Raw genomic sequence first — 24,062 nt, forward strand, 5'->3', positions numbered from 1 at the left:
ACGTATGAGCTACAACATCCCTCTCCCGGTCAATGAAAGTCGCTGGCAGTACCAGACCGCCAGCGGTGGCGGTCTGACCGTGGTCATGGTGGCGGGCAGTGGCGGCTCGATTATCCTGCGTTCGCCCCAGGGCGAGGACGTCAGCTATCGCTATGGCGGTGTTGGCGTGGGTGTCGGGTTTGGCGCAAGGCTGCCACGCTTCGGCAAGATCAATATCCAGATCAAGGGCAAGGGTGTGGCTGCGGCCGGTGCGGCGGAGGCGTTTCCCAGCACCGGCAAGGTGTTTGTCAGCGACGCCTTGGTCAATCGCGACCTGACCAGCGACGACATCACGGGTCCTTGCATGTATACCGAGGTGGGCGTGGGCCTGGTGGTCGGCGGTTCGGCCACGGCCCTGCTGTTCGGGCTCGACCCCAAGTTGCTGGCGTTATCGGTGGCCTTGAGCGCCAACCCGGCGACTTCGCTCATTGCGGCGACCACGGTCAACCGGCAACTGGCGCGCTCGGCCAAGGGGGCGGTGGTCATGGCGGGTGTGAATGCTGGGTTGCAGGCCGGTGGTGGTGCGGCGATCTATATGGGTTACCTGTTCTAGTGTGAATGTCAGTCATTGCTTCGCTAGGGATTTTGTCGCTGATTCAAACATCGCTGTCCTTTGCGGATAATGCCAATGGGAAAAATATCTATTTGCAGCGATGTGTGATGTGCCATGGGGTGGACCTCAAGGGGACGGGGCCTTTGGCTCATAAGAGCAATCCTCCTACGCCTGATCTTACGACTTCGGCTTTCAAGGAGCGCCTTAGGGTTTATCCGGGGGTTATTGTGTCGTCGGTAATACTTCGACCCAATGGGGACTTGATTCCCAGGACGTTGAAAGAGAATGGTGTGAAGTTGGTGCCGTTTGAATGGGGGGTTAGGGACTTTCGCGATTTGAATGTATATATGCGTGGCGTGATTTTTAAAGGCCGGTGATTTTTTAGACTTTTGCTGCGTGCTGTTTATCTTGTGAGTGTCGCAGGATTTGTGTGTATATCCGTTACCTGAATAACGGATATACACACCATCACCATCACCATCACCATCACCATCACCATCACCATCACCATCACCATCACCATCACCATCACTGACACCGTCTTATGCAACTCAGACGTTAAAGCGGAAGTGCCCCTTTCCTTCGGCTTCAACCAACCACCGGTCGAACTCTGCTCGAGCCAACGCTGGGGCGGCGTGCAAATCCTTACTGCTCTACTAGAGTGACGAATCCAACACCCGTTAAAGGATTAACCCATGGCAACCAGCGATAGCACGATGGCAAATACCCATACCGTGATAACTGGCCCGGGCACTGTCCAGGTCGACCTCACCGGCCAGCTCGATAATAACCAGAGCATCATTATCCAACCGGACGGCAAGATATTGGTTGGAGGCTATACCGAGTACCTGGCATGGGGATACCCCGGAGCGCCAGGCGAAGAAAGCTACGGTTACGAACAGAAGCATTCCGTTGTCCGGCTAAACGCCGATGGTAGCCTGGACACCAGCTTCCATGAAGGTGGCATCGACATCGTACCTGCTGCGATAGCCCCGGCGTCGCGCTACGAGCTGACGGCGGTGCAGACCGATGGCAAGGTGCTTGTCGCCGTTGCGTTGAACACCGGCGTACAGGTGGAGCGCTTCAACAGCGACGGGACGCGCGATGCCAGCTTTGGCCAAAATGGCGCTATTACGGTCGACATCAGCCACGACTTCAAGGACATCGACCTGACGGCGAATACGGATGGCACATTCCAGGTCAGCGCCCGTGGATTTGATCAGGCCACAGTGACAAGGATCGGCAATGACGGCACTTTCGTCGAAGGCTTTGGCGAACATGGCGTGCTGACTGTCAAGATTCCCGAAGACGCTTACTACAACGGAGGGATTTCTACCGCGGTGCAGGCAGATGGAAGTGTTGTGGTCGGGGCTGCATACAATGCCGCCGGCGTGGGTGATCCGACGTACACCCTGCAGCGCTTCAACCCCGACGGTCAGCTGGATACCCGTTTTGGTGATGATGGTGTCCTCTCTTTGAACGCTGCCATGGGTTTTGGCGAAGACTCCGTGGTCACGGTACAGGCTGACGGCAAGATCATCGTGATGGGTCATGGCGAAGACGATACTTTGGCTACTGTCGCGCGGCTTAACGCTGATGGCTCCTTCGATGCCAGCTTTGGCTCCAAGGGTAGGGTGACCTTCGAGGCCGACACGCCTGTGGCGTTGACGGTACAAGACGATGGCAAGATCCTCGCCGCTGGCACGAGCAACGGAGATTTCAGCGTCATCCGTTTGAACGCGGATGGCAGTGTGGATACCGGCTTCGGCAGCCAGGATGGCAAGCTCCATGTGGACGGATACGCCGGCGAAGAAATCCTGCAGGGGAGCGATGCCGCTGAAATCATCCACGGCTTGGCGGGTGATGATGTGCTCCAAGGCAACGGCGGACGCGACGTTCTGCAGGGCGGCGCTGGCGCTGACATTTTCCGCTTCACCGAACTGAACGACAGTTTCCGCACGACCACGCAAAACAACAGCGACCGGGTCATGGACTTCGACGCCTCTCAGGACCGCATCGATCTGATTGGCCTGGGCTTCACCGGCATTGGCGACGGCCATGGCGGCACCTTGGCTGTCATGGCGAGCTCAGACGGCACTCGCACCTACCTCAAGAACTACGACGCGGATGCCTCTGGACAACGGTTTGAACTGATCTTGGACGGCAACCTGTCGGGGCAATTAGACAGCTCTAACGTGGTGTTCACCGCACCCACTGTCGAAGGGGCGTCTGGTAACGATACGATGACCGGTTCTGCCTTGTCGGAAATCATCTATGGCCTGGACGGCAATGACCGTATCAACGGCGGTGCTGGCGCTGATGTCATCATCGGTGGCGCGGGCGCAGACCGTCTCAACGGCGGAGATAGAGCCGACATTTCGTTGTGGACAGATAACCGTGAAAACGCCGACGTGTTCCGCTATCTCTCTACCGAGGACAGCTATCGTACGGACAGCCATAGCTTTGCCGATCTTATAGAAGGCTTTACCGTTGACGACAAGATCGATGTATCGGCCCTGGGCTATACCGGCTTCGGAGAGGGTACGGGCACTACGCTGGAAATGGTTTATAACAACGAACTGGACCGCACTTACCTGAGGGATGTGGAGGCGGATGCACAAGGCCACCGATTCCAGGTCGCGCTTGCTGGGGACTGGCGAGAAAGCCTTGATGAGGATGACATGATCTTTGCTCCCGACGCCGAGATAGGGCTGATCGGGGTAGCGCCCGAGGCCGATCCAGGGCATTTATTGACCTGACGTCGGCTCCAGACGGTCGCGTGGCAGCGAGTAGCTGCCACGCGATGGGGTCTGAGGACGTTGATCGCCCCAATGACCTGATGCGAAAAACGTCAGACGTTAAAACGGAAGTGCATCACATCACCATCCTTGACGATGTATTCCTTGCCTTCCAAACGCCATTTACCCGCTTCCTTGGCGCCCGCTTCGCCCTTGTACTGGATGAAATCCGAGTAGGCGATGACTTCGGCGCGAATGAAGCCTTTCTCGAAGTCGGTGTGGATCACGCCAGCGGCTTGCGGTGCGGTAGCACCGACACGCACAGTCCAGGCGCGGACTTCTTCGACACCGGCGGTGAAGTAGGTCTGCAGGTGGAGCATCTCGTAGCCCGCGCGGATCACGCGGTTCAGGCCGGGCTCTTCCAGGCCCAGGGCCTCGAGGAACATGTCCTTCTCTTCACCGTCGTCCAGCTCGGCGATTTCCGCTTCGATCTTGTTGCAGACCGGCACGACCATGGCGCCTTCTTCTTCGGCAATGGCCTTGACCACGTCCAGGTGCGGGTTGTTCTCGAAACCGTCTTCAGCGACGTTGGCGATGTACATGACCGGCTTGGTGGTCAGCAGGTGGAAGCCCTTGATCACCAGCTTCTCGTCAGTGCTCATGTTCTTCATCAGGCTACGCGCAGGCTTGCCTTCGGTGAAGTGGGCGATCAACTGCTCCAGCAGGCCTTTCTGGACAACCGCGTCCTTGTCGCCGCCCTTGGCGTTACGGGCGACTTTCTGCAGTTGTTTTTCACAGCTGTCGAGGTCGGCGAAAATCAGTTCCAGGTCGATGATTTCGATGTCGCGTTTCGGGTCGACGCTGTTGGAGACGTGAATCACGTTCTCGTCTTCGAAGCAGCGCACGACGTGGGCGATGGCATCGGTTTCACGGATGTTGGCCAAAAACTTGTTACCCAGGCCTTCGCCTTTCGACGCACCGGCCACGAGGCCGGCGATGTCGACGAATTCCATGGTGGTCGGCAGGATGCGCTTGGGGTTGACGATCGCCGCCAAGGCTTCCAGGCGCGGATCGGGCATCGGTACGATGCCGCTGTTCGGCTCGATGGTGCAGAAGGGGAAGTTCTCGGCCGCAATACCGGATTTGGTCAGGGCGTTGAACAGGGTGGACTTGCCGACGTTAGGCAGGCCGACGATGCCGCAATTGAATCCCATGGTGTTTCCCCTCGGATAAGTGTCAGGCCTTCTGGCTGTGCAGGTTTTTCATCGCACGGTTCCATTCACCGGCGAGGATATCCGGCAGCACGCCGAGGGCAAAGTCGATGCTGGCATCGAGTTTTTCCTGTTCGGCGCGAGGCGCACGACCCAGGACAAAGTTTGAAACCATACTGGCAACGCCCGGGTGGCCGATGCCGAGCCGCAGGCGGTGAAAGGTATTCTGATTACCCAGTTGCGCGATGATGTCGCGCAAGCCGTTGTGACCGCCATGGCCGCCGCCTTGCTTGAGCTTGGCAACGCCCGGAGGCAGGTCGAGTTCGTCGTGGGCCACCAGGATTTCTTCAGGCTTGATGCGGAAGAAACCGGCCAATGCCGCCACGGCCTGGCCGCTGCGGTTCATATAGGTGGTGGGAATCAACAGGCGAACATCCTGACCCTGGTGCGAGAAGCGCCCGGTCAGGCCGAAATACTTGCGATCGGCAGCCAGGCTGACGCCTTGTGCGTGCGCGATGCGCTCAACAAAAAGGGCCCCTGCGTTATGCCGGGTCTGTTCGTATTCAGCGCCTGGATTTCCCAGGCCAACGATCAGTTTAATGGCAGTCACGATAGGGGCCCTTCCTGGAGTGTGGATAACAATGTCGCAATCAGGCGTTGTTGCGACAGTGGACGAAAATGGCGGATCTACCGTTAAGTAAACTTCGCGTTCTCGCCCGCTGTCTCGCTACGTTCCAGTCCGCGATGTTTCCGGTCACTCCGGCGACAGAGTGAAATTACTCTGCAGCGCCTTCTTCAGTGGCTTCTGGAGCAACACGTGGAGCGTGGACGTTGGCAACAGCCTTGTCATCGCCGTGTGCCAGAGCAACAAACTCAACGCCTTTAGGGGCCTTGAGGTCGGACAGGTGAATGATCGTGCCGACTTCGGCGTCAGCCAGGTCGACTTCGATGAATTCAGGCAGGTCTTTCGGCAGGCAGGACACTTCCAGCTCGGAAGTCACGTGCGAGATCTCGCCGCCTTTCTTGACCGGGGCAGCTTCGTTGATGAAGTGCACTGGAACAACAGCAGTCAGCTTCTGACCGGCAACAACGCGGACGAAGTCAGCGTGCATCACGTGGCCTTTGGCCGGGTGACGCTGCAGGGCTTTGATCACAACGTTTTGCTTGGTGCCGCCAACGTTCAGCTCGATGATGTGGCTGTAGGCCGCTTCGTTTTCGAGCAGTTTGGCAACTTCTTTGGCCAGCATGCTGATGGACTCAGGGGCTTTGTCGCCACCGTAGACTACAGCTGGAACCAGGCTTGCGAGACGACGCAGGCGGCGGCTCGCACCTTTCCCCAGGTCGGAACGCACTTCAGCATTCAGAGTAAAATCGTTCATGTTGTATCTCCAAAATAGCCATTTCCGAATGACGTCTGCGACCGACGCCAAAGCGGTATGGGCAAAAAAGCCCCGCCCCAACATGAGTGTTGGGGCGGGGCGCTTTTCGTCAACGAGATCTTCTGGAAAGGGCAGGGCCCTTAACGGAACATCGCACTGATCGATTCTTCATTGCTGATGCGGCGAACCGCTTCGGCAACTACCGGTGCGATATCCAGTTGGCGGATACGCGCACAGGCTTGTGCTGCAGCGGACAGCGGGATGGTGTTGGTCACCACCAGCTCGTCCAGCACGGAATTTTCAATGTTCTCGATCGCTCGACCCGACAGCACAGGGTGTGTGCAGTAGGCAAAGACCTTGGCAGCGCCATGCTCTTTCAGGGCCTTGGCCGCGTGGCACAGGGTGCCGGCGGTATCGACCATGTCATCGACCAGGATACAGGTGCGCCCTTCGACGTCGCCGATGATATGCATCACTTCGGAGTGATTGGCTTTCTCACGGCGTTTGTCGATGATACCCAGATCCACTCCCAGGGATTTGGCAACAGCCCGTGCACGCACGACGCCACCAATGTCCGGGGACACGATCATCAGGTTTTCGAAGCGCTGATCTTCAATATCATCCACCAGGACCGGGGAACCGTAGATGTTATCCACGGGGATATCGAAGAAACCCTGGATCTGGTCAGCATGCAAATCAACCGTGAGGACACGGTCGATGCCGACTACGGTCAGCATATCAGCCACGACTTTCGCGCTGATCGCCACACGTGCGGAACGCGGACGGCGATCCTGACGGGCATAACCAAAGTAAGGAATAACAGCAGTGATACGAGTAGCCGAGGAACGGCGGAAGGCATCAGCCATCACGACGAGTTCCATCAGGTTATCGTTGGTCGGAGCGCAAGTCGGCTGAATAATGAAGACGTCTTTACCGCGAACGTTTTCATTGATCTCGGCAGTGATTTCGCCGTCGGAGAACTTACCGACAGAAATGTCACCGAGAGGGATATGCAGCTGACGTACGACACGCCGAGCCAGATCGGGGTTAGCGTTCCCCGTAAAGACCATCATCTTGGACACGCGCAGTACCTGAAGGCTGAGGGTATACCTGGATGAGTATAGGAAAATGGCAGGGGCGGCTGGATTCGAACCAACGCATGGCAGGATCAAAACCTGCTGCCTTACCGCTTGGCGACGCCCCTGTATCTGTTGCTGCGAGTGCCCAGCACTCGATTCCTTTTAGAGCAGGTCTTGCAGCTTGCGATGCAACATCGAAACGTTGCTTCCTTTTGCTACAAACCCTGTAAGGGTCTCTGTCAGAAGGGCCGAGACTTTATCAGCTTCAGCTTTGCTTGGGAAGCCCCCAAACACACAACTTCCAGTTCCGGTGAGTTTTGCTTCGGTAAATTTACCTAACAAATTCAAAGCGTTACGAACATCTGGATAACGCCTTGCTACCACCGGTAAGCAGTCATTTCGACTGTTTCCCTTGGGAACGGGGCGCACTTTAATGGGAGGAGAGTTACGTGTCAACAGTGGATCTGAAAAAATTTCTGCTGTACTTACAGAGACTTGCGGCACCAGCACCACGTACCAGGGTTCTTCGGGTTCCACTGGGGTGAGTTTTTCCCCAACGCCTTCGGCAAAAGCGGCGTGGCCACGCACGAAAACCGGCACGTCGGCGCCCAGGGAAAGGCCCAGCGCCGCGAGGCGATCGATGTCCCAGTCCAACTGCCACAAGTGATTGAGGCCCAGTAAAGTCGTCGCCGCATTCGAGCTGCCGCCACCGATGCCGCCGCCCATGGGCAGGATTTTTTCGATCCAGATATCGATGCCTAGCGCGCAACCGGATTGTGCCTGGAGTTTTTGCGCGGCCTTGACGATCAGGTTGCTGTCGTGGGGGACGCCTTCGAATTCGGTGTGCAGGCGAATCACGCCGTCGTCGCGCACGGCAAAGGTGAGCTCGTCGCCGTAGTCCAGGAACTGAAAAATTGTCTGCAACTCGTGGTAGCCGTCCGGGCGGCGACCGAGGATGTGCAGCATCAGGTTTAGCTTGGCCGGAGAGGGCAGGGTCAGGCGTGCAGCGGTCATGTCATTGCCCCAGCTTGCGCGGCTGCCATTGCTTGATCACCAGTGTGACGTCGAGGTTGCTGCCGTGCAGCTTGATGCGTTCGGGCAGCCAGTAGCCGTTCTGCTGGGCATAACTGAGGTATTCGATCTGCCAGTCGTCCTGTTCCAGGTTGGACAGGCGGCTGTCGGCGTCGAGTGTCAGGCGACTTTTACTGTCCGGTGCCGGCAATCCACGAACCCACCAGGTCAGGTGGGAAACCGGCAGTTTCCAGCCCAGTTGCTCTTCCAGAAGCGCTTCGGGGCTGGGCGCCTCGTAGCGCCCCTGGTTGGCGACTTCCAGCGAAACCTGGCCCGGCCGGCCGGTCAGGCGGGCCGCACCACGACCCAGCGGGCCCGACAGGCGAATATCGTAGTAGTCCTGGCGTTGCAGCCAGAACAGCGTGCCACTGCCCGAGTCTTTCGGGGCGCGAATGCCGATCTTGCCGTCGATCTGCCAGCCGTCCAGGCCGCTCAGTTGTTGCTTGTGCTCGCGCCACTGGGCCTGGTTGCCCTGGCCTTGGACGGATTCACGGGCGCCGAAGCCCGCGCAACCGGCGAGCAGGGCAATGAAGCTGAACACGATGAGATGGCGCAAAAACATAATCTTAAAGAGTCTCGGATCCGGTCAGGCGTTTGATGGTGCTGCGCAAGATAGGGCTGTCGGGCTGATCCTTGAGGAATCGGCTCCAGATCTGCCGGGCTTCGCGTTGTTTGCCGTTGGCCCACAGGACCTCGCCCAGGTGCGCGGCGACTTCCTGGTCGGGAAAGCGCTCCAGGGCCTGGCGCAACAGGCGTTCGGCTTCGTCGAGATTGCCCAGGCGGTAATTCACCCAGCCAAGGCTGTCGAGTACCGCCGGGTCTTCCGGATTGATCTGGTGGGCCTGTTCGATCAGCAGCTTGGCCTCGTCGTAGCGGGTGGTGCGATCCGACAACGTATAGCCCAGGGCGTTAAGGGCCATGGCGTTGTCCGGATCGCGCTGGATGATCAGGCGCAGGTCTTTTTCCATCTGGGCCAGGTCATTGCGTTTTTCCGCCAGCATGGCGCGGGTATACAACAGGTTCAGATCGTCCGGGTATTGCTTCAAGGCTTGTTGCAGTACGTTCCAGGCCTTGTCGCCCTGATTGTTGGCCGACAGGGTTTCGGCTTCGATCAGGTACAGCTGGATCCCGTAGTCGGGCTGGGAGTCACGTTGTACGGCGAGGCGACTCTGGGCATCGGCGGTCTTGCCATTGCTGATCAGGATATCGGCCTGGCGCAACTGTGCCGGCAGATAATCGTTGCCCGGGCCGACCTGGGCGTACTCGATCAGTGCGCTCTCGGGGTCGTTGCGTTCCTCGGCGATGCGACCCAGGTTCAGGTGGGCCGAGTCGACATGGCTTTCCCGGGCGATCAGGTCTTCCAGGTAACCCTTGGCCTCTTCCCAGGCCTTGGCTTCCAGGCAGACCAGCGCCAGGGAATAGCGCAACTCGTCGTCTTCCGGGTATTGCTGGACCAAGCTGGAGAACTCCACCTTGGCGTCGTCCATGCGGTTGTTTTCCACCAGCATGCGGGCGTAGGTGAGGCGCAGGCGCTTGTCGTCCGGATACTTCTTGATGCTTTTTTGCAGCAGCGGCAGCGCTTCGTCGCCACGGTTCAAGCCTTGCAGCAGGCGTGCCCGTAACAGGATCGGCGCCACTTCGCCGGCTTCCGGCGGGTTGTCTTCCAGCAGGGTGAGGGCGCCCTGGGCGTCACCGTCCTGTTGCAGCAGCAGGGCCTTGCCGAAAATCAGCTGGCCGTTGTTCGGGTGGCGCTGCAATAGGCGATCGAAGCTTTTCATCAGGCCGTTGCGGGTTTCCTGGTCGGTGTCGGCGGCGGACAGCGCCAGGAAATCGAAATGAGTGTCGCCCTTGCCCAGCAGGACTTTCTCCATATACACCATGGAGTCGTCGTAGCGCCCGGCCCGGGCCAGTTGCACGGCGGCGGCGCGCTGCGCTTCGAGGTCGTCCGGGGCATTCCTGGCCCAGATCAGCGCCGTATCGAGCGCGGGTTGGTCGGCGCCCAGGTATTCGGCAATGCGAAATGCCCGCTCGGAGATGCCCGGGTCCTGGGTATTGATGGCCTGGGTCACGTAGTTGTCCAGCGCAATGTCGAAGCGATTGCGCTGGCCTGCCAGTTCGGCGCTCAACAGGCTGAAGATGGTTTCTTCGCTGAAGGAGCCGTAGACCTTGGGTTTTTCAGGGGCCTGCACGCTGTCTTCGACGGGCGGCGTACCGTCCGTCGAAACGGGGGCCATGGACTGGCAGCCGCTGAGCACGGCGAGAGCGAGGAGCAACGCGGAAGATCTATTCATATAGGAAGAGGACGACTAACCTGCGGTCGGATCATCATGACACAAGCCTTGGGGCAAACATAACCGCCCCGTCGATTTACCCTCCAGGGCCGGGCGATAGAGATGGAGTAGTTGTTCTGGATCTGACGAAGTAGGACAATTGCCGGCTTCACGTCACCATCAGCGACCTTGAATGGCCTTCCTTGCACTCGGTATCAACCACAAGACTGCTTCAGTAGACGTCCGCGAGCGCGTGGCCTTTACGCCTGAGCAGCTGGTCGAGGCCTTGCAGCAGCTCTGCCGACTGACCGACAGCCGCGAAGCTGCGATCCTCTCCACCTGCAATCGCAGCGAGCTCTATATAGAACAGGATCACGTTTCGTCCGATTCAGTGTTGCGCTGGTTGGCCGAATACCATGATTTGAGCCTTGAAGAGCTGCGCGCCAGTGCTTATGTGCACGAAGACGATGCGGCCGTTCGTCACATGATGCGCGTCGCCTCGGGGCTCGATTCGCTGGTGCTGGGCGAGCCACAGATTCTCGGCCAGATGAAGTCGGCCTACGCCGTGGCCCGCGAGGCCGGCACCGTCGGCCCGCTGCTGGGGCGCCTGTTCCAGGCGACGTTCAACGCCGCCAAACAGGTGCGCACCGACACCGCCATTGGCGAGAACCCGGTGTCCGTGGCGTTTGCCGCGGTCAGCCTGGCGAAACAGATTTTCAGTGATTTGCAACGCAGCCAGGCGCTGCTGATCGGCGCCGGCGAGACCATCACCCTGGTCGCCCGCCATCTCCATGACCTGGGTGTGAAACGTATCGTCGTTGCCAACCGCACCCTGGAACGGGCCAGTACCCTGGCCGAACAGTTCGGTGCCCATGCGGTGCTGCTGTCGGACATTCCCGCCGAGTTGGTGCACAGCGACATCGTCATCAGTTCCACCGCCAGCCAGTTGCCGATTCTTGGCAAGGGCGCCGTGGAAAGTGCCCTGAAGCTGCGCAAGCACAAGCCGATTTTCATGGTGGACATCGCCGTTCCCCGGGACATCGAGCCGGAAGTCGGCGAGTTGGACGACGTTTACCTCTACAGCGTCGACGACTTGCACGAGGTGGTCGCCGAGAACCTCAAGAGCCGGCAGGGCGCGGCCCAGGCGGCGGAGGAGATGATCAGTGTCGGCGCCGAGGACTTCATGGTGCGCCTGCGCGAGCTGGCTGCGGTGGATGTGCTCAAGGCGTATCGTCAACAGAGCGAGCGCCTGCGCGACGAGGAGCTGCAAAAGGCCCAGCGCCTGCTGGCCAACGGCGGTAGTGCCGAAGAGGTGCTGGTGCAACTGGCCCGCGGCCTGACCAACAAATTGCTCCATGCCCCCAGTGTCCAGCTCAAGAAGCTGACCGCCGAGGGCCGCCTCGATGCGCTGGCCATGGCCCAGGAACTCTTTGCCCTCGGTGAGGGTTCACCGGATAGCTTTTCGGATAAAAAACCGCAATGAAAGCGTCACTGCTCAACAAACTGGACATCCTCCAGGACCGTTTCGAAGAACTGACCGCCTTGCTGGGCGATGGCGAAGTCATTTCCGACCAGAACAAATTCCGCACCTATTCCAAGGAATACGCGGAAGTCGAGCCGATTGTTACCACTTATAAACAGTTGCTTAAAGTGCAGGGCGATCTCGAAGGCGCCCAGGCGCTGCTCAAGGACAGCGACCCGGACATGCGTGAAATGGCCGTGGAGGAAGTCCGCGAAGCCAAGGAGCAATTGCTCGAACTGGAAAGCAGCCTGCAACGCATGCTGCTGCCCAAGGACCCGAATGACGGGCGCAACGTGTTCCTGGAGATCCGTGCCGGCACCGGCGGCGACGAGGCGGCGATTTTTTCTGGCGACCTGTTCCGCATGTATTCGCGGTATGCCGAGCGTCGCGGTTGGCGGGTGGAAATCCTCTCGGAGAACGAGGGCGAACACGGCGGCTATAAAGAAGTCATCGCCCGGGTCGAGGGCGACAATGTCTACGGCAAGCTGAAGTTCGAATCCGGCGCCCACCGTGTGCAACGCGTGCCGGCCACCGAATCCCAGGGACGCATCCACACCTCGGCCTGCACCGTGGCGGTATTGCCCGAGCCGGACGAGCAGGAAGCCATCGAGATCAACCCGGCGGACCTGCGGGTCGACACGTACCGCTCCTCCGGCGCGGGCGGCCAGCATGTCAACAAGACCGACTCGGCGATCCGTATCACGCACTTGCCCTCGGGCATCGTGGTCGAGTGCCAGGAAGAACGTTCCCAGCACAAGAACCGTGCGCGGGCGATGGCCTGGTTGTCGGCCAAGCTCAACGACCAACAGACCAGTGCCGCCGCCAACGCCATCGCCAGCGAGCGCAAGTTGCTGGTGGGCTCGGGCGATCGTTCCGAGCGGATCCGTACCTACAACTTCGCCCAGGGCCGGGTCACCGACCATCGCGTCAACCTGACCCTGTATTCCCTGGACGAGATCCTTGCCGGTGGTGTCGATGCGGTGATCGAGCCTTTGTTGGCCGAATACCAGGCCGACCAGTTGGCGGCGATTGGCGAGTGAGCACAGGTGAATAAATGACCATCATCGCCAGTCTGTTACGCGCCGCCGAACTGCCGGATTCACCCACGCCACGGCTGGACGCCGAGTTGTTGCTGGCCGCTGCCCTGGGCAAGTCCCGCAGCTTCCTGCACACCTGGCCGGAGCGGATCGTGCCCAGCGAGGCGGCGTTGCTGTTCTCCGAATACCTGCGGCGGCGGCGTTCCGGCGAGCCGGTGGCCTACATTCTTGGGCAACAAGGCTTCTGGAAGCTCGACCTGGAAGTCGCGCCCCATACCCTGATCCCGCGTCCCGACACCGAGCTGCTGGTGGAAACCGCGTTGGCCTTGTTGCCGGCGACACCGGCCCGGGTCCTGGACCTGGGCACCGGCAGCGGCGCGATTGCCCTGGCCTTGGCCAGCGAGCGCCCGGCCTGGAAGGTCACGGCGGTCGACCGGGTGTTGGAAGCCGTAGCCCTGGCCGAACGCAATCGCCAGCGCCTGGACCTGCGCAACGTCACGGTGTTGAGCAGCCACTGGTTCAGCGCTTTGGAAGGCGAGCGTTTCCAGTTGATCATCAGCAACCCGCCGTACATCGCGGCCAGCGATCCGCACCTGGCCGAGGGCGACGTGCGTTTCGAGCCGGCCAGTGCCTTGGTGGCCGGGCCCGACGGGCTCGACGATCTGCGCCAGATCGTGGCCGAGGCCCCGGCTCACCTGGAACCGGGTGGCTGGCTGATGCTAGAGCACGGATACGATCAGGCCGAAGCGGTGCGCGATTTGCTGAGCGCCCAAGGTTTCACGCAAGTCCACAGCCGCAAGGACCTCGGCGCTCATGAACGCATCAGTCTGGGGTGCCTGCCGTGCTGAACGATCAGGAGCTGTTGCGCTACAGCCGGCAGATTCTGTTGCAGCACGTCGACATCGACGGCCAGTTGCGTCTCAAGCAAAGCCGGGTGTTGATCATCGGGCTCGGCGGGCTCGGCGCCCCGGTAGCGTTGTACCTGGCTGCCGCTGGCGTGGGCGAGATGCACCTGGCGGATTTCGACAGCGTCGACCTGACCAACCTGCAACGCCAGATCATCCACGACACCGACAGCGTCGGCCTGAGCAAGGTCGATTCGGCGATGCGGCGCCTGGGGGCGATCAACCCCGAGGTTCGGTTGGTGCCTCACCGAGCGGCCATGGACGAAGACAGCCTGGCCGCGGCGGTCGGGGCGGTGGATGTGGTGCTCGACTGCTCGGACAACTTCTCGACCCGCGAAGCGGTGAACGCGGCCTGTGTCGCGGCGGGCAAACCGTTGGTCAGTGGCGCGGCGATTCGCCTGGAAGGGCAGTTGTCGGTCTTCGACCCGCGCCGCCCCGAAAGCCCTTGCTACCACTGCCTCTACGGCCACGGCAGCGAAGCCGAGCTGACCTGCAGCGAAGCCGGCGTGATCGGGCCGCTGGTGGGCCTGGTGGGCAGCTTGCAAGCCCTTGAAGCCTTGAAGTTGCTCGCCGGCTTCGGTGAACCGCTGGTGGGGCGTCTGCTGTTGATCGATGCCTTGGGTACACGGTTCCGTGAGCTGCGGGTCAAGCGTGACCCAGGTTGCAGCGTCTGCGGTGATCCACATGAGTGAAGCGCCGGTCGGTGTGCTCGACTCGGGTGTCGGCGGGCTGTCGGTACTGGGGGAGATCCGTCGACTGCTGCCCAATGAGTCGCTGTTGTACGTGGCAGACTGTGGGCATATTCCCTACGGCGAAAAGACCCCGGAATACATCCGGCAACGCTGCGCGATCATTGCTGACTTTCTCCTGGGCCAGGGCGCCAAGGCGTTGGTCGTTGCCTGCAACACCGCAACGGTGGCTGCCGTTGCCGACCTGCGCCGTGATTTTCCCCAGTGGCCCATCGTTGGCATGGAGCCGGCGGTCAAGCCGGCGGCCGCCGCAACCCGCAGCGGTATCGTCGGCGTATTGGCCACCACCGGCACTTTGCAGAGCGCCAAGTTCGCCGCGCTGCTCGACCGTTTCGCCAGCGATGTGCGGGTCATCACGCAGCCGTGTCCGGGTTTGGTGGAACTGATCGAAACGGGTGACCTGCAAAGCCCAGCCCTGTATCAACTGCTGCACCAGTACATCGAGCCGTTGCTGGCGGCCGGTTGCGATACGCTGATCCTGGGGTGCACGCACTATCCGTTCCTCAAGCCATTGCTCGAGAGGATGATTCCTGAACATATCAGCCTCATCGACACGGGGGCGGCGGTGGCCCGGCAACTTCAACGCCTGTTGATTGAGCGAGGGTTGTTGTCTGAAGGACCTGCCAGCGAAACGCACTTCTGGACGAGTGCCGATCCGATACATCTAAGAAAAATCCTACCAACGCTATGGCATTCGTCTGGCGTTGTGCGAAGCTTCGAGCTGTAAAAAAAACGTGAAAATTAGGTAATTCCTGCTGAACTTCTGTTTTAGCGTGGATTTCTATAGCTTTGAGTGTTTGTAACAAAATCGACTAAGTCTGTTCGGAAAAGGATGTTTCTAATGAAGCGCTTATTCTGCTTTGCCGCGTTTGCGGCTGCGTTGTTGGGGCACACTTACACTGCGCAGGCAGCGGGTGTGGAGTTTGGGGTGGGCCAGACCAGCGACTCGACCATGACCTATCGCCTGGGCATGCAGTTCGACTGGGACAAGAGCTGGTTGCAAAGTGACGTCGGCCGCCTGACCGGCTACTGGAGCGGCGCCTATACCTATTGGGACGGGGACGAAGCATCCAGCAACCACAGCCTGTCGTTCTCGCCCGTGTTCGTGTACGAATTTTCCGGCCAGAACGTGAAGCCTTACATCGAGGCAGGTGTCGGTGTCGCGTTGTTCGCCAATACCCAAGTGGAAGACAACAAGCTCGGCACGGCCTTCCAGTTCGAAGATCGCATCGGGTTCGGCCTGCGCTTCAATGGTGGGCATGAAGTGGGCATTCGCGCCACTCACTACTCCAACGCGGGTATCAAGTCGACCAACGACGGTGTGGAAAGCTACGCGCTGCATTACACGATGCCGCTGTAAAGCTCGAACCCTTGGCAATGTTGCTCACTTAAGGGTTGTTTGATTCATTGTGGCGAGGGAGCTTGCTCCCGCTGGCTGCGCAGCAGCCTATTTTATGAGCGCTTCGCACTCAAGCGGGAGCAAGCTCCCTCGCCACAGGTTTATCATCCTGCTGAGTGAATAGCGCTGCATGCCCTCAAAAGCCGAGCATCTTCTACCGATACGCCGTGGCAATGCCCTGGCGTTCTTCCAAGCATTCCGGTGCGCCCATCTCGAACTCGCGGCAGATCAGTGGGCGCTTTTCGTAGATGGTGCACATCATGCTGTCGCGATCCAGGGCAGCGCACCATCCGTCGTCAAGCCGCAGCATCACTTCCCCACCCCAATCGTCCGTGTCGATAAAACGCTCCGGGACCCCGGTGTCGGTGATCAGCATCACTTCCAACTGACAGCAGCACGCCGCGCACGTCGAGCACGTAACCGCCGGTGCCTGGATTTCATGGAGGGGGATGGTTTTCATGGCGCGCAGTGTAAGGCAATCGGCGGCTCAGGGGCGTCCCTTGATCGGACAGCCGTTTTTTGCCTGGCATGAGCCCGAGTCGGCCGGCAGGGTTTCGGCGGATGAAGGCAGGGGCCAGAGCCCGGTCATGGAGGCAATGGGGAGCGCAACTTCCCTGGGACGTTCGACCAAATGATCCAGCACCTGTCGCGCGGCTTCCTCTGGCGACCAGTGGCACGGGGCCGGGAAACAATCGTCGGGCTCCAGCGATGGGTCGTCGAACCCCGGGTGCACCAACGTCACATCGATGCCGGCGGGGGCCAGCTCTGCCCGAGCCGATTCGAACAGATGACGCATCCCGTTGCCCCCCGCTTCGATTTTCGAAGGCGGCAGGTAGGTTGCCAGGCTGGCGATACCCACCAGATGAGATTCAATCCCGGCGCGTAACAAGGGCATGGCCACTTCGATGCAGAAACTGGCGGCCAGCAGGTTGCTGCGCACGATATGCTCGATCAATGTGTGATCGGCGGGCTGCCCGTCAACGTACTCAGCCGTGCCGGCATTGAGGATCACCTGATCCAGCGCGCCCCATTGTCGAGTGATGTGTTCGCCGATCTCGCGCACGGTCTGGCTGTCGGTCAAATTGCCGGGCGCTATCAGCACCTGTCCGGGATAACGTATCGAAAGGGTTTCGCAGGATCGGGCCGAGTTCGAACTGACGGCCAGGTAGGCCCCCGTCTCGAGTATCGCTTCAGCCAACGAAGCGCCGATTCCGTTGCCAGCTCCGGTAAGCCAGTAGCGCCGTGGCGGTCGTACACCCATTCCATACTCCTTTCGCTTGCGCAGGGCTCTGATACACCGCTTCAGTCGAGTTCCTGCGATTAGTAAGACTATATGTCATCGGATAAATAATGCATCCCGGAGACCGGTAATTTCATGTTCGCTAATCGCCCGTCCCTTCAAGGGCTGCGTCCTGTCGCGTCGGCAGGCTTCTGAACGCTGCCAGCGCCCGTGCCCGGGACTGGGCCAGATCAACAATCGGTGCCGGGTAGTTTGTATTGCCAAACAATTCGCCTTGCACATTAGGGCGGTGGACACTTCGTTTATCGAGATCGTTCAACTCAGGTAACCAATGTTTGATGAATAATCCTTCGCGATCGAATTTTTCCGACTGGCTCAACGGATTGAATATGCGAAACCAGGGCGCCGAGTCGGTGCCAGTGGAGGCGCTCCATTGCCAGCCGCCATTGTTGGCGGCCAAGTCGCCGTCGATCAGGTGCTGCATGAAAAAGCGCTCGCCTTCGCGCCAATCGATCAACAGGTTCTTGGTCAAAAACATGGCCACGACCATCCGTAAACGGTTGTGCATCCAGCCGGTCTCCATCAATTGGCGCATGGCCGCATCAATGATCGGCAAGCCGGTGCGCGCCTGTTTCCAGGCCTCCAGTTCCGCGGGGGCCCTGCGCCACGCCAGCGCCTCGGTTTCCGGGCGGAACGCGCGATGACGCGACACGCGCGGATAGCCCACCAGAATATGTTTATAGAACTCACGCCAGAGCAATTCATTGATCCAGGTCACAACACCGGCACTTCCGCTTTCGAATTCTCCCTGGTTGGCTTGCAGCGCTGCATGCAGGCACTGACGCGGCGACACCACCCCAGCCACCAGGTACGCCGAGAGTTGGCTGGTGCCGGGCCGGGCCGGGAAGTCCCGTTCGTGCTGGTAATCGTCGAGGTGCTGGTCGACAAAACTGTCCAGGCGCCGCCGGGCTTCGGTTTCACCGGCGGGCCAGAGGGCGCGCAATGCTTCACTGGGCGGGGCGAATCCATCGACTTGCATCGGTACCGGGTCGCGGGCAATACCGGTGGGCGCCTGCCGCGGCGGTGTGGCGACCAGGCTCGGCAATGAGAAATGCAGGCGGTTGTAGCAGACCTTGCGGAACTGACTGAACACCTGGAAATAATTGCCGGTCTTGGTCAGCACGCTGCCGGGCTTGAACAGCAGTTGATCGAGGTGACTGTGAAACTCGATGCCCTGGTCATTCAAGGCATGGGCGACCTCGGCGTCGCGTCGCGTTTCATTCACGCCGTACTCTTCATTGACATGCACGGCGCTGATGTTCAGTTCGCGACATAGCGTGAGCAGCACGTGCGGAGCCTGATGCCAATGCGCTGCCTCGCGGATCAAGAGCGGGACGTTCAATTCATCCAGGGCCGCGCTCAACGCGCCGAGGTTGCGCAGCCAGAAATCGATCTTGCACGGTGCGTCGTCATGGGCACGCCATTGCTCGGGGCTGGTCAGGTACACCGCCACGCAAGGCCCTTGGGCTGCGGCGGCCGCCAGGGCGGTGTTGTCGCGCAGGCGCAAGTCGCTGCGCAGCCAGATCAATCGCATGCTGTTCTTCATCTAAAGGAGTTCTCGGCGACTCAGTTCGCGGTGAGCCGATAGCGGGTCTTCGGCCCAGGACACCTCGATCATCGAGACGCCTGTGGATAGCCGGGCGTGGTGGATCGACGCGGCTGGGCCGGCAATGATGATTGGGCAATCAATTGCGCCCAATAGCCTGGGCAGTTGGGACAGGTTGAGGGCGTGACTGGAATACAACAGGACGCCACGGGCCTTGAGACGTTCGACCGCCAGGGCCAGCTCGCCCGCCGGGAGCGGGCTGTCGAGCACTTCCACTGGGCAATCGGCGCTGCTGGCCAGCCAGGCGGTGAGCCACAGGTGCGGCTCCAGGGGCAGGTCCGATTGATTGACCAGCAACAGGGGCGCGCCGCGCAGTTGGCGGTTGTTGTGATAGATCCGGCTGCCGAACTTGCTGCGCAGCCACGAGTACAGGAAGACGCGTTCCAACTGCGCACCGAACTGGCCTTGCCAGCGCAGGTGCAGGTCGGCCAGCAATGGCAGGAGTAATTGCTCGCACACGGTCCAGGGCGGATACAGCGCCATCGCCTGGTTGATCAGGTCATCGACCTGGCGCTCGGCCAGTTGCGTCACCGCCAGCACCAAGGCGTGGCGCTGACGCTGCCAGTCGTTCTCCGCCGGCTGTGTGGTTTCGGTCGGCGCTGGTGTGTCCAGCAACGGCTTGATCTTGCTCACCGCAACGCCACGATCGATCCACGTGAGGATGTTCCGGATCCGTTGTACATGCTCGGCATTGAACAGTCGGTGACCCTTGGGTGTGCGGTGCGGCACGATCAGGCCGTACCGGCGCTCCCAGGCCCGTAGCGTGATGGCGTTGACCCCGGTCTGCCGGGCGACTTCGCGAATGGGCAGCCAGCCTTGGGCCAAGGCCTGGGCAAAATCGGCCCCCAAGTCTTCGCGGGCGCTGGCGTCGGGGTCGTTCTTCATTAGATAGCGTTTCGCAAGCTGAGGTTTTCCGGGTGCGGTTGCAGGTAGACCTGCTGCGCCAGGTAAGGATCGGGGTGCTGGCGCAGGTGATGCTTGAGCAATGTCAGCGGCACTACCAAGGGCACGATGCCGAGGCGATATTGCCCGATGAGGTGCTGCACCTCTTGTTTGTCCTCGGCGTCGATGTCGCGCTTGAGATATCCGCTCAGGTGTTGCAGCACGTTGGTGTGGGTGCGGCGGGTGGCGCATTTCTTCAGGGCGGCCATCAATGCGCTGAAATAGCGTGGGCCTAGCTCGTTGGCATCGGCCTTGCCCATGGTGCCCAGTAGTTTGCCCAGGGCCTTGTACTGCTCCGGGTTGTGGGCCATGAGCAGGTATTTGTAGCGCGAGTGAAATTCGATCAGGTCGCGACGGGTCAGGCCCTGGCGGCGCAGGGATTGCCAGGCGGCATAGGCAAACACCCGGGTCAGGAAGTTTTCCCGTAGCACCGGGTCGTTGAGGCGACCGTCTTCCTCCACCGGCAGGTCGGGATGGCGTTCGCAAAAGGCCTGGGCATAGATGCCGCGCCCGCCGCCGTCCTGGGTCACGCCGTTGTGGTCGTAGACCTTGACCCGCTCCAGTCCGCAGGAGGGCGATTTCTGCATGAAGATGTAGCCGCAGATGTCATCCAGTTCACCCGCCATCTGCCGCCCGTAGTCGGCCAGTGGCCGGGTCACGTCGAGGTCGCGATTCACCGTGCCGAGCGCCTCGGGGTGTTCGGGGTCGCCCACCAGGCGGATCGGTTCGCGAGGAATACCCAGGCCGATAGCGACTTCAGGGCACACCGACACGAAATCGAAGTACTCGACGAGGGTGCGGCTGCACAATGGCGATTGCTTGTGCCCGCCATTGAAGCGAACTTCAGCCCCCATCAGGCAGGCGCTGATGGCGATTCTGGGTTTGGCGATGGCTGCTTTGGACATGGGCGACCTCTGATAGCTAAATCTTGTACAGATTTTTTGCTCTGTACAATATTTCCATCATAGGTCCGAATGTATGCAAGTCAATTGGATTTATCGAAGGGACTGACGCAATGAGTGTCGCAGGCAGGCTGCTGTCTCGTTCGACAGCAGCGGATGACGAGCGCTAACGCGCGATCTTATTGCAGGCTGGCATGCAGGCGGCGTGCTGCCTCCTGGCCGCTGAGCCATGCGCCTTCGACCCGGCCGGACAGGCACCAGTCGCCGCATACATACAGGCCCAGGTCGGCATCGGCCAGGGCGCCCCATTCGTGGCTGCCGGCGGGGCGGGCGTAGAGCCAGCGATGGGCCACGCTGAAGCTCGGGGCGGGCATCGCACTGTGCAGCAGCTCAGCGAACGCGCCGTGCAGGTGTTCGATCACCGCTTCCTTGGACAGGTCGATGTGCTGCCGGCTCCAGTCGCTGGTGGCGTGCAGTACCCAAGTGTCGAGTTTGCTGTCGCGTCCCGGTTTGCTGCGGTTGCGTGCCAGCCAGTCCAGCGGGCTGTCCTGCACGAAGCAGCCTTCCATGGGCGTATCCAACGGTGCTTCGAAAGCCAGCGCCACGGCCCAGGTCGGGTCCATCTTCACGCCGGCGGCCACCGCAGCCAGTTTCGGTACGGCCGCCAGCAACGCGGTGGCCTGGGGCGCGGGTGTGGCAATCACCACTTGGCCAAAGGGGCCATGGGTGAAACCTTCCGCGTCCTGCAGATGCCAATGTTCCTGGCCGCGGTACACCTCGGTGATCCGGCAGGAAAACTGCACTTGCAGCTTGTCGAGCAAGGCGCGGGTGATGGCGCTCATGCGCGGGGTGCCGACCCAGCGGGTCTGCTCGTCCGGCGATGGGCTCAATTGTCCATTCTGGAAGTTGTAGAGCTGCGGGTTCCATTCCGCGGCCCAGCCGTTGGCTTGCCAGCGCTGGACCTCCGTGACAAAGCGGCGGTCGCGAGCGGTGAAGTATTGCGCGCCCATGTCCAGCGCGCCGGCATCGCTGCGCTTGCTCGACATGCGTCCGCCACTGCCATGGCTTTTATCGAAGAGTTGAACGACATGCCCGGCCTCCGTCAGGGCCTGGGCGGCTGAAAGTCCGGCGATGCCGGTGCCGATGATTGCGATAGGTACAGTCATGAGGGCCTCGTTTACCTTTCTGTACAGACTACGCCGTCGATTAAACCTGTACAATTTTGGTTTTTGGTATAAGTTTTACCGTTCGCGTTTGGACAGGTTGTCCTATTGTTAAACACAGACCCTGTCCGATACGAAAAATCCCTACCTATAAAAATAGACTAATGGGCCGGGTAAAACGCGATGCGAGGAACATCTCATGCACATATTGCTGACCGGCGGTACTGGTTTGATCGGACGTCAGCTCTGCCGCCTCTGGTTGCAGCAGGGGCATCGCTTGACGGTATGGAGTCGTCGACCCGAAGAGGTGGCGAAAATCTGCGGGACATCGGTGCGGGGCGTCGCCAGGCTCGACGAAATTGACGAGCCGGTGGATGCGGTGGTCAACCTCGCGGGAGCACCGATTGCCGACCGTCCCTGGAGCCATAAACGCAAGATGCTGTTGTGGAGCAGTCGCATCACGTTGACCGAAGTTTTGCTGGCGTGGCTGGGGCGTTGCGAGCAGAAACCGCAGGTGTTGATTTCCGGTTCCGCGGTGGGTTGGTACGGCGATGGTGGCGAGCGTGAGTTGACCGAGGAGTCGGGGCCGGTGAGCGAAGATTTCGCCAGCCAGTTGTGCATCGCCTGGGAAGAAACCGCGCAGCGGGCCGAGGCCTTGGGCCTGCGCGTGGTGCTGGTGCGTACCGGCCTGGTCCTGTCTGCCGAGGGCGGCTTTTTGTCGCGGCTGCTGCTGCCGTTCAAACTGGCGCTGGGCGGGCGTATCGGCAATGGTCGGCAGTGGATGCCATGGGTTCATATTGACGATCAAATCGCCCTGATTGATTTTCTTCTGCACCGCACCGATGCCAGCGGTCCTTATAATGCGTGCGCGCCGAACCCGGTGCGCAACCGCGATTTTGCCAAGGCCCTGGGGCGCGTCTTGCATCGGCCGGCCGTGGTGCCGATGCCGGAGCTTGCGCTGAAGGTCACGCTGGGGGAATTGTCCTTGCTGTTGCTCGGCGGCCAGCGCGCCACGCCGGCCCGATTGCAGGCGGCGGGTTTCACATTCCGGTTCACTGATTTGCCCGCGGCCCTGGAAGACTTGTCCAGCCGCCTTTGAAATAGGACGTTGCATGACCGATCACGCGTTGCTTCTGGTGAATCTGGGTTCGCCTGCCTCCACCTCGGTGGCCGATGTGCGCCGCTACCTCAATCAATTCCTGATGGATCCGTATGTCATCGACCTGCCATGGCCGGTGCGGCGCTTGCTGGTATCGCTGATCCTGATCAAGCGTCCCGAGCAGTCGGCCCATGCCTACGCCTCGATCTGGTGGGAGGAGGGTTCGCCGCTGGTGGTGCTCAGTCGCCGGCTGCAACAGGCCATGACCGCGCAGTGGACCCAGGGCCCGGTGGAACTGGCGATGCGTTATGGCGAGCCGTCCATTGAATCGGCGCTCGTGCGGCTGGCGAGCCAGGGACACAAGAAGATCACCTTGGCGCCGTTGTACCCGCAGTTCGCCGACAGCACCGTGACCACGGTGATCGAGGAGGCCAAGCGGGTCGTGCGGGAAAAGAAACTCGATGTGCAGTTTTCGATCCTCCAGCCGTTCTACGATCAGCCGGAATACCTCGACGCCCTGGTCACCAGCGCCAAGCCGTACCTGATGCAGGAACACGATCATCTGTTGTTGAGTTTTCACGGCCTGCCGGAACGGCACCTGACCAAGCTCGACCCAACGGGGTTCCATTGCTTCAGGGATGCCGACTGCTGCAAGAACGCGCCGCCGGAGGTCATGGCCACCTGTTACCGCGCGCAATGCATCCGTACGGCCGAACTGTTCGCCCAACGCATGGGGCTGGCGGACGGCAAATGGTCGGTGTCGTTCCAGTCGCGCTTGGGACGGGCCAAGTGGATCGAACCCTACACCGAGGCGCGTCTCGATGAACTGGCTAAAAGCGGCGTGAAGAAGGTGTTGGTGATGTGCCCGGCGTTCGTCGCCGACTGCATTGAAACCCTGGAGGAAATCGGCGATCGCGGCCGCGAGCAGTTCCGCGAAGCGGGTGGGGATGAATTGGTGTTGGTGCCTTGCCTCAATGATGAGCCGCAGTGGGCGAAGGCGTTGAGTACCCTCTGCGAACGGGCGCCGATAGCTCTGTAGATTTCAGCGGCCCCTTCGCGAGCAAGCCCGCTCCCACATTGGATCTTTGTCGTTCACAA

Annotated in this window: 24 protein-coding genes and 1 tRNA gene; 11 read left to right on the top strand and 14 right to left on the bottom strand. The window is 60.5% G+C overall.

Annotation, left to right across the window (positions count from 1 at the left end):
- Positions 1–4 precede the first annotated feature (4 nt).
- From HU715_RS17180 to HU715_RS17185, 3 genes are all read left to right on the top strand, one after another.
- Positions 5–592 (top strand): hypothetical protein, encoded by a 588-nt coding sequence (locus tag HU715_RS17180; RefSeq protein WP_186705001.1) that lies wholly within the window; start codon positions 5–7, stop codon positions 590–592.
- Positions 593–597: 5 nt separating this feature from the next.
- Complete coding sequence (locus HU715_RS27335) at positions 598–969, top strand: c-type cytochrome (RefSeq protein ID WP_225917651.1); 372 nt, start codon at positions 598–600, stop codon at positions 967–969.
- 318 nt (positions 970–1,287) lie between these two features.
- Complete coding sequence (locus HU715_RS17185) at positions 1,288–3,351, top strand: calcium-binding protein (RefSeq protein WP_186705002.1); 2,064 nt, start codon at positions 1,288–1,290, stop codon at positions 3,349–3,351.
- A 92-nt stretch (positions 3,352–3,443) separates the two neighbouring features.
- Here HU715_RS17185 and ychF read toward each other — a convergent pair whose 3' ends face one another.
- The 8 genes from ychF to HU715_RS17225 form a co-directional block, all read right to left on the bottom strand.
- A complete protein-coding gene (gene ychF / locus HU715_RS17190) occupies positions 3,444–4,544 on the bottom strand; it encodes a redox-regulated ATPase YchF (protein WP_060740647.1) in 1,101 nt (366 codons plus the stop codon).
- A gap of 22 nt (positions 4,545–4,566) precedes the next feature.
- Entirely contained in the window at positions 4,567–5,151 is a 585-nt protein-coding gene (gene pth / locus HU715_RS17195) for an aminoacyl-tRNA hydrolase (RefSeq protein ID WP_003185374.1), read from the bottom strand.
- A gap of 166 nt (positions 5,152–5,317) precedes the next feature.
- Positions 5,318–5,920, bottom strand: a complete 603-nt coding sequence (locus HU715_RS17200) for a 50S ribosomal protein L25/general stress protein Ctc (RefSeq protein ID WP_060740648.1) — start codon at positions 5,918–5,920, stop codon at positions 5,318–5,320.
- 140 nt (positions 5,921–6,060) lie between these two features.
- Positions 6,061–7,002 (bottom strand): ribose-phosphate pyrophosphokinase, encoded by a 942-nt coding sequence (locus HU715_RS17205; RefSeq protein WP_003171603.1) that lies wholly within the window; start codon positions 7,000–7,002, stop codon positions 6,061–6,063.
- A 47-nt stretch (positions 7,003–7,049) separates the two neighbouring features.
- Positions 7,050–7,124: transfer RNA gene (locus HU715_RS17210), tRNA-Gln, on the bottom strand.
- Between the two features lie 37 nt (positions 7,125–7,161).
- The gene (ispE, locus tag HU715_RS17215) at positions 7,162–8,013 is read right to left on the bottom strand and encodes a 4-(cytidine 5'-diphospho)-2-C-methyl-D-erythritol kinase (RefSeq protein WP_186705003.1); all 852 of its coding nucleotides are present in this window, start codon (positions 8,011–8,013) and stop codon (positions 7,162–7,164) included.
- Between the two features lies 1 nt (position 8,014).
- Complete coding sequence (gene lolB, locus HU715_RS17220; protein WP_186705004.1) at positions 8,015–8,632, bottom strand: lipoprotein insertase outer membrane protein LolB; 618 nt, start codon at positions 8,630–8,632, stop codon at positions 8,015–8,017.
- A 4-nt stretch (positions 8,633–8,636) separates the two neighbouring features.
- Complete coding sequence (locus HU715_RS17225) at positions 8,637–10,361, bottom strand: tetratricopeptide repeat protein (protein WP_186705005.1); 1,725 nt, start codon at positions 10,359–10,361, stop codon at positions 8,637–8,639.
- A gap of 172 nt (positions 10,362–10,533) precedes the next feature.
- Between HU715_RS17225 and hemA the strand changes: the two genes are divergently transcribed.
- The 6 genes from hemA to HU715_RS17255 all read left to right on the top strand — a co-directional run bounded on the left by hemA (position 10,534) and on the right by HU715_RS17255 (position 15,913).
- Positions 10,534–11,823: a glutamyl-tRNA reductase gene (gene hemA, locus HU715_RS17230; protein ID WP_186705006.1), complete on the top strand. Its 1,290-nt coding sequence runs from the start codon at positions 10,534–10,536 to the stop codon at positions 11,821–11,823.
- Positions 11,820–12,902, top strand: a complete 1,083-nt coding sequence (gene prfA, locus HU715_RS17235; protein WP_186705007.1) for a peptide chain release factor 1 — start codon at positions 11,820–11,822, stop codon at positions 12,900–12,902. The genes hemA and prfA overlap by 4 nt, the downstream gene beginning before the upstream one ends.
- Before the next feature lie 14 nt (positions 12,903–12,916).
- Entirely contained in the window at positions 12,917–13,747 is an 831-nt protein-coding gene (gene prmC, locus HU715_RS17240) for a peptide chain release factor N(5)-glutamine methyltransferase (RefSeq protein WP_186705008.1), read from the top strand.
- Entirely contained in the window at positions 13,741–14,496 is a 756-nt protein-coding gene (locus HU715_RS17245; RefSeq protein WP_186705009.1) for a molybdopterin-synthase adenylyltransferase MoeB, read from the top strand. Before prmC ends, HU715_RS17245 begins: the two co-directional genes overlap by 7 nt.
- Positions 14,489–15,280, top strand: a complete 792-nt coding sequence (gene murI / locus HU715_RS17250) for a glutamate racemase (protein ID WP_186705010.1) — start codon at positions 14,489–14,491, stop codon at positions 15,278–15,280. Before HU715_RS17245 ends, murI begins: the two co-directional genes overlap by 8 nt.
- Positions 15,281–15,394: 114 nt before the next feature.
- Positions 15,395–15,913 (top strand): acyloxyacyl hydrolase, encoded by a 519-nt coding sequence (locus HU715_RS17255; protein ID WP_186705011.1) that lies wholly within the window; start codon positions 15,395–15,397, stop codon positions 15,911–15,913.
- Positions 15,914–16,106: 193 nt separating this feature from the next.
- Here the strand turns inward: HU715_RS17255 and HU715_RS17260 are convergent, their stop codons facing one another.
- From HU715_RS17260 to HU715_RS17285, 6 genes are all read right to left on the bottom strand, one after another.
- A complete protein-coding gene (locus HU715_RS17260) occupies positions 16,107–16,412 on the bottom strand; it encodes a YkgJ family cysteine cluster protein (protein WP_186705012.1) in 306 nt (101 codons plus the stop codon).
- Positions 16,413–16,439: 27 nt separating this feature from the next.
- On the bottom strand, positions 16,440–17,213 hold the full coding sequence (locus HU715_RS17265) for an SDR family NAD(P)-dependent oxidoreductase (protein WP_186705013.1): 774 nt from the start codon (positions 17,211–17,213) through the stop codon (positions 16,440–16,442).
- 121 nt (positions 17,214–17,334) lie between these two features.
- On the bottom strand, positions 17,335–18,786 hold the full coding sequence (phrB, locus tag HU715_RS17270; RefSeq protein ID WP_186705014.1) for a deoxyribodipyrimidine photo-lyase: 1,452 nt from the start codon (positions 18,784–18,786) through the stop codon (positions 17,335–17,337).
- A gap of 12 nt (positions 18,787–18,798) precedes the next feature.
- A complete protein-coding gene (locus HU715_RS17275) occupies positions 18,799–19,743 on the bottom strand; it encodes a MerR family transcriptional regulator (RefSeq protein ID WP_186705015.1) in 945 nt (314 codons plus the stop codon).
- Positions 19,743–20,705 carry a YbgA family protein gene (locus tag HU715_RS17280; protein WP_186705016.1) on the bottom strand — a complete coding sequence of 321 codons (963 nt, stop codon included), beginning with the start codon at positions 20,703–20,705 and terminating at the stop codon, positions 19,743–19,745. Before HU715_RS17280 ends, HU715_RS17275 begins: the two co-directional genes overlap by 1 nt.
- A gap of 176 nt (positions 20,706–20,881) precedes the next feature.
- Entirely contained in the window at positions 20,882–21,868 is a 987-nt protein-coding gene (locus tag HU715_RS17285) for an NAD(P)/FAD-dependent oxidoreductase (protein WP_186705017.1), read from the bottom strand.
- A gap of 196 nt (positions 21,869–22,064) precedes the next feature.
- Between HU715_RS17285 and HU715_RS17290 the strand changes: the two genes are divergently transcribed.
- Together HU715_RS17290 and hemH are read left to right on the top strand one after the other, a co-directional pair.
- Positions 22,065–22,964: a TIGR01777 family oxidoreductase gene (locus HU715_RS17290; RefSeq protein ID WP_186705018.1), complete on the top strand. Its 900-nt coding sequence runs from the start codon at positions 22,065–22,067 to the stop codon at positions 22,962–22,964.
- A gap of 13 nt (positions 22,965–22,977) precedes the next feature.
- Positions 22,978–24,003, top strand: a complete 1,026-nt coding sequence (gene hemH, locus HU715_RS17295; protein WP_186705019.1) for a ferrochelatase — start codon at positions 22,978–22,980, stop codon at positions 24,001–24,003.
- The last annotated feature ends 59 nt before the right edge of the window (positions 24,004–24,062 follow it).

Origin of the sequence: Pseudomonas zanjanensis (assembly GCF_014268745.2) — a bacterium.
GTDB lineage: Bacteria > Pseudomonadota > Gammaproteobacteria > Pseudomonadales > Pseudomonadaceae > Aquipseudomonas > Aquipseudomonas zanjanensis.

Bases quoted from the DNA above. Each gene is read 5' to 3' on its own strand.
- HU715_RS17180 (WP_186705001.1), top strand. From the start codon at position 5: ATGAGCTACAACATCCCTCTCCCGGTCAATGAAAGTCGCTGGCAGTAC.
- HU715_RS27335 (WP_225917651.1), top strand. From the start codon at position 598: ATGTCAGTCATTGCTTCGCTAGGGATTTTGTCGCTGATTCAAACATCG.
- HU715_RS17185 (WP_186705002.1), top strand. From the start codon at position 1,288: ATGGCAACCAGCGATAGCACGATGGCAAATACCCATACCGTGATAACT.
- ychF (WP_060740647.1), bottom strand. From the start codon at position 4,544: ATGGGATTCAATTGCGGCATCGTCGGCCTGCCTAACGTCGGCAAGTCC.
- HU715_RS17200 (WP_060740648.1), bottom strand. From the start codon at position 5,920: ATGAACGATTTTACTCTGAATGCTGAAGTGCGTTCCGACCTGGGGAAA.
- ispE (WP_186705003.1), bottom strand. From the start codon at position 8,013: ATGACCGCTGCACGCCTGACCCTGCCCTCTCCGGCCAAGCTAAACCTG.
- lolB (WP_186705004.1), bottom strand. From the start codon at position 8,632: ATGTTTTTGCGCCATCTCATCGTGTTCAGCTTCATTGCCCTGCTCGCC.
- HU715_RS17225 (WP_186705005.1), bottom strand. From the start codon at position 10,361: ATGAATAGATCTTCCGCGTTGCTCCTCGCTCTCGCCGTGCTCAGCGGC.
- hemA (WP_186705006.1), top strand. From the start codon at position 10,534: ATGGCCTTCCTTGCACTCGGTATCAACCACAAGACTGCTTCAGTAGAC.
- prfA (WP_186705007.1), top strand. From the start codon at position 11,820: ATGAAAGCGTCACTGCTCAACAAACTGGACATCCTCCAGGACCGTTTC.
- prmC (WP_186705008.1), top strand. From the start codon at position 12,917: ATGACCATCATCGCCAGTCTGTTACGCGCCGCCGAACTGCCGGATTCA.
- murI (WP_186705010.1), top strand. From the start codon at position 14,489: ATGAGTGAAGCGCCGGTCGGTGTGCTCGACTCGGGTGTCGGCGGGCTG.
- HU715_RS17255 (WP_186705011.1), top strand. From the start codon at position 15,395: ATGAAGCGCTTATTCTGCTTTGCCGCGTTTGCGGCTGCGTTGTTGGGG.
- HU715_RS17260 (WP_186705012.1), bottom strand. From the start codon at position 16,412: ATGAAAACCATCCCCCTCCATGAAATCCAGGCACCGGCGGTTACGTGC.
- HU715_RS17265 (WP_186705013.1), bottom strand. From the start codon at position 17,213: ATGGGTGTACGACCGCCACGGCGCTACTGGCTTACCGGAGCTGGCAAC.
- phrB (WP_186705014.1), bottom strand. From the start codon at position 18,786: ATGCGATTGATCTGGCTGCGCAGCGACTTGCGCCTGCGCGACAACACC.
- HU715_RS17275 (WP_186705015.1), bottom strand. From the start codon at position 19,743: ATGAAGAACGACCCCGACGCCAGCGCCCGCGAAGACTTGGGGGCCGAT.
- HU715_RS17280 (WP_186705016.1), bottom strand. From the start codon at position 20,705: ATGTCCAAAGCAGCCATCGCCAAACCCAGAATCGCCATCAGCGCCTGC.
- HU715_RS17285 (WP_186705017.1), bottom strand. From the start codon at position 21,868: ATGACTGTACCTATCGCAATCATCGGCACCGGCATCGCCGGACTTTCA.
- HU715_RS17290 (WP_186705018.1), top strand. From the start codon at position 22,065: ATGCACATATTGCTGACCGGCGGTACTGGTTTGATCGGACGTCAGCTC.
- hemH (WP_186705019.1), top strand. From the start codon at position 22,978: ATGACCGATCACGCGTTGCTTCTGGTGAATCTGGGTTCGCCTGCCTCC.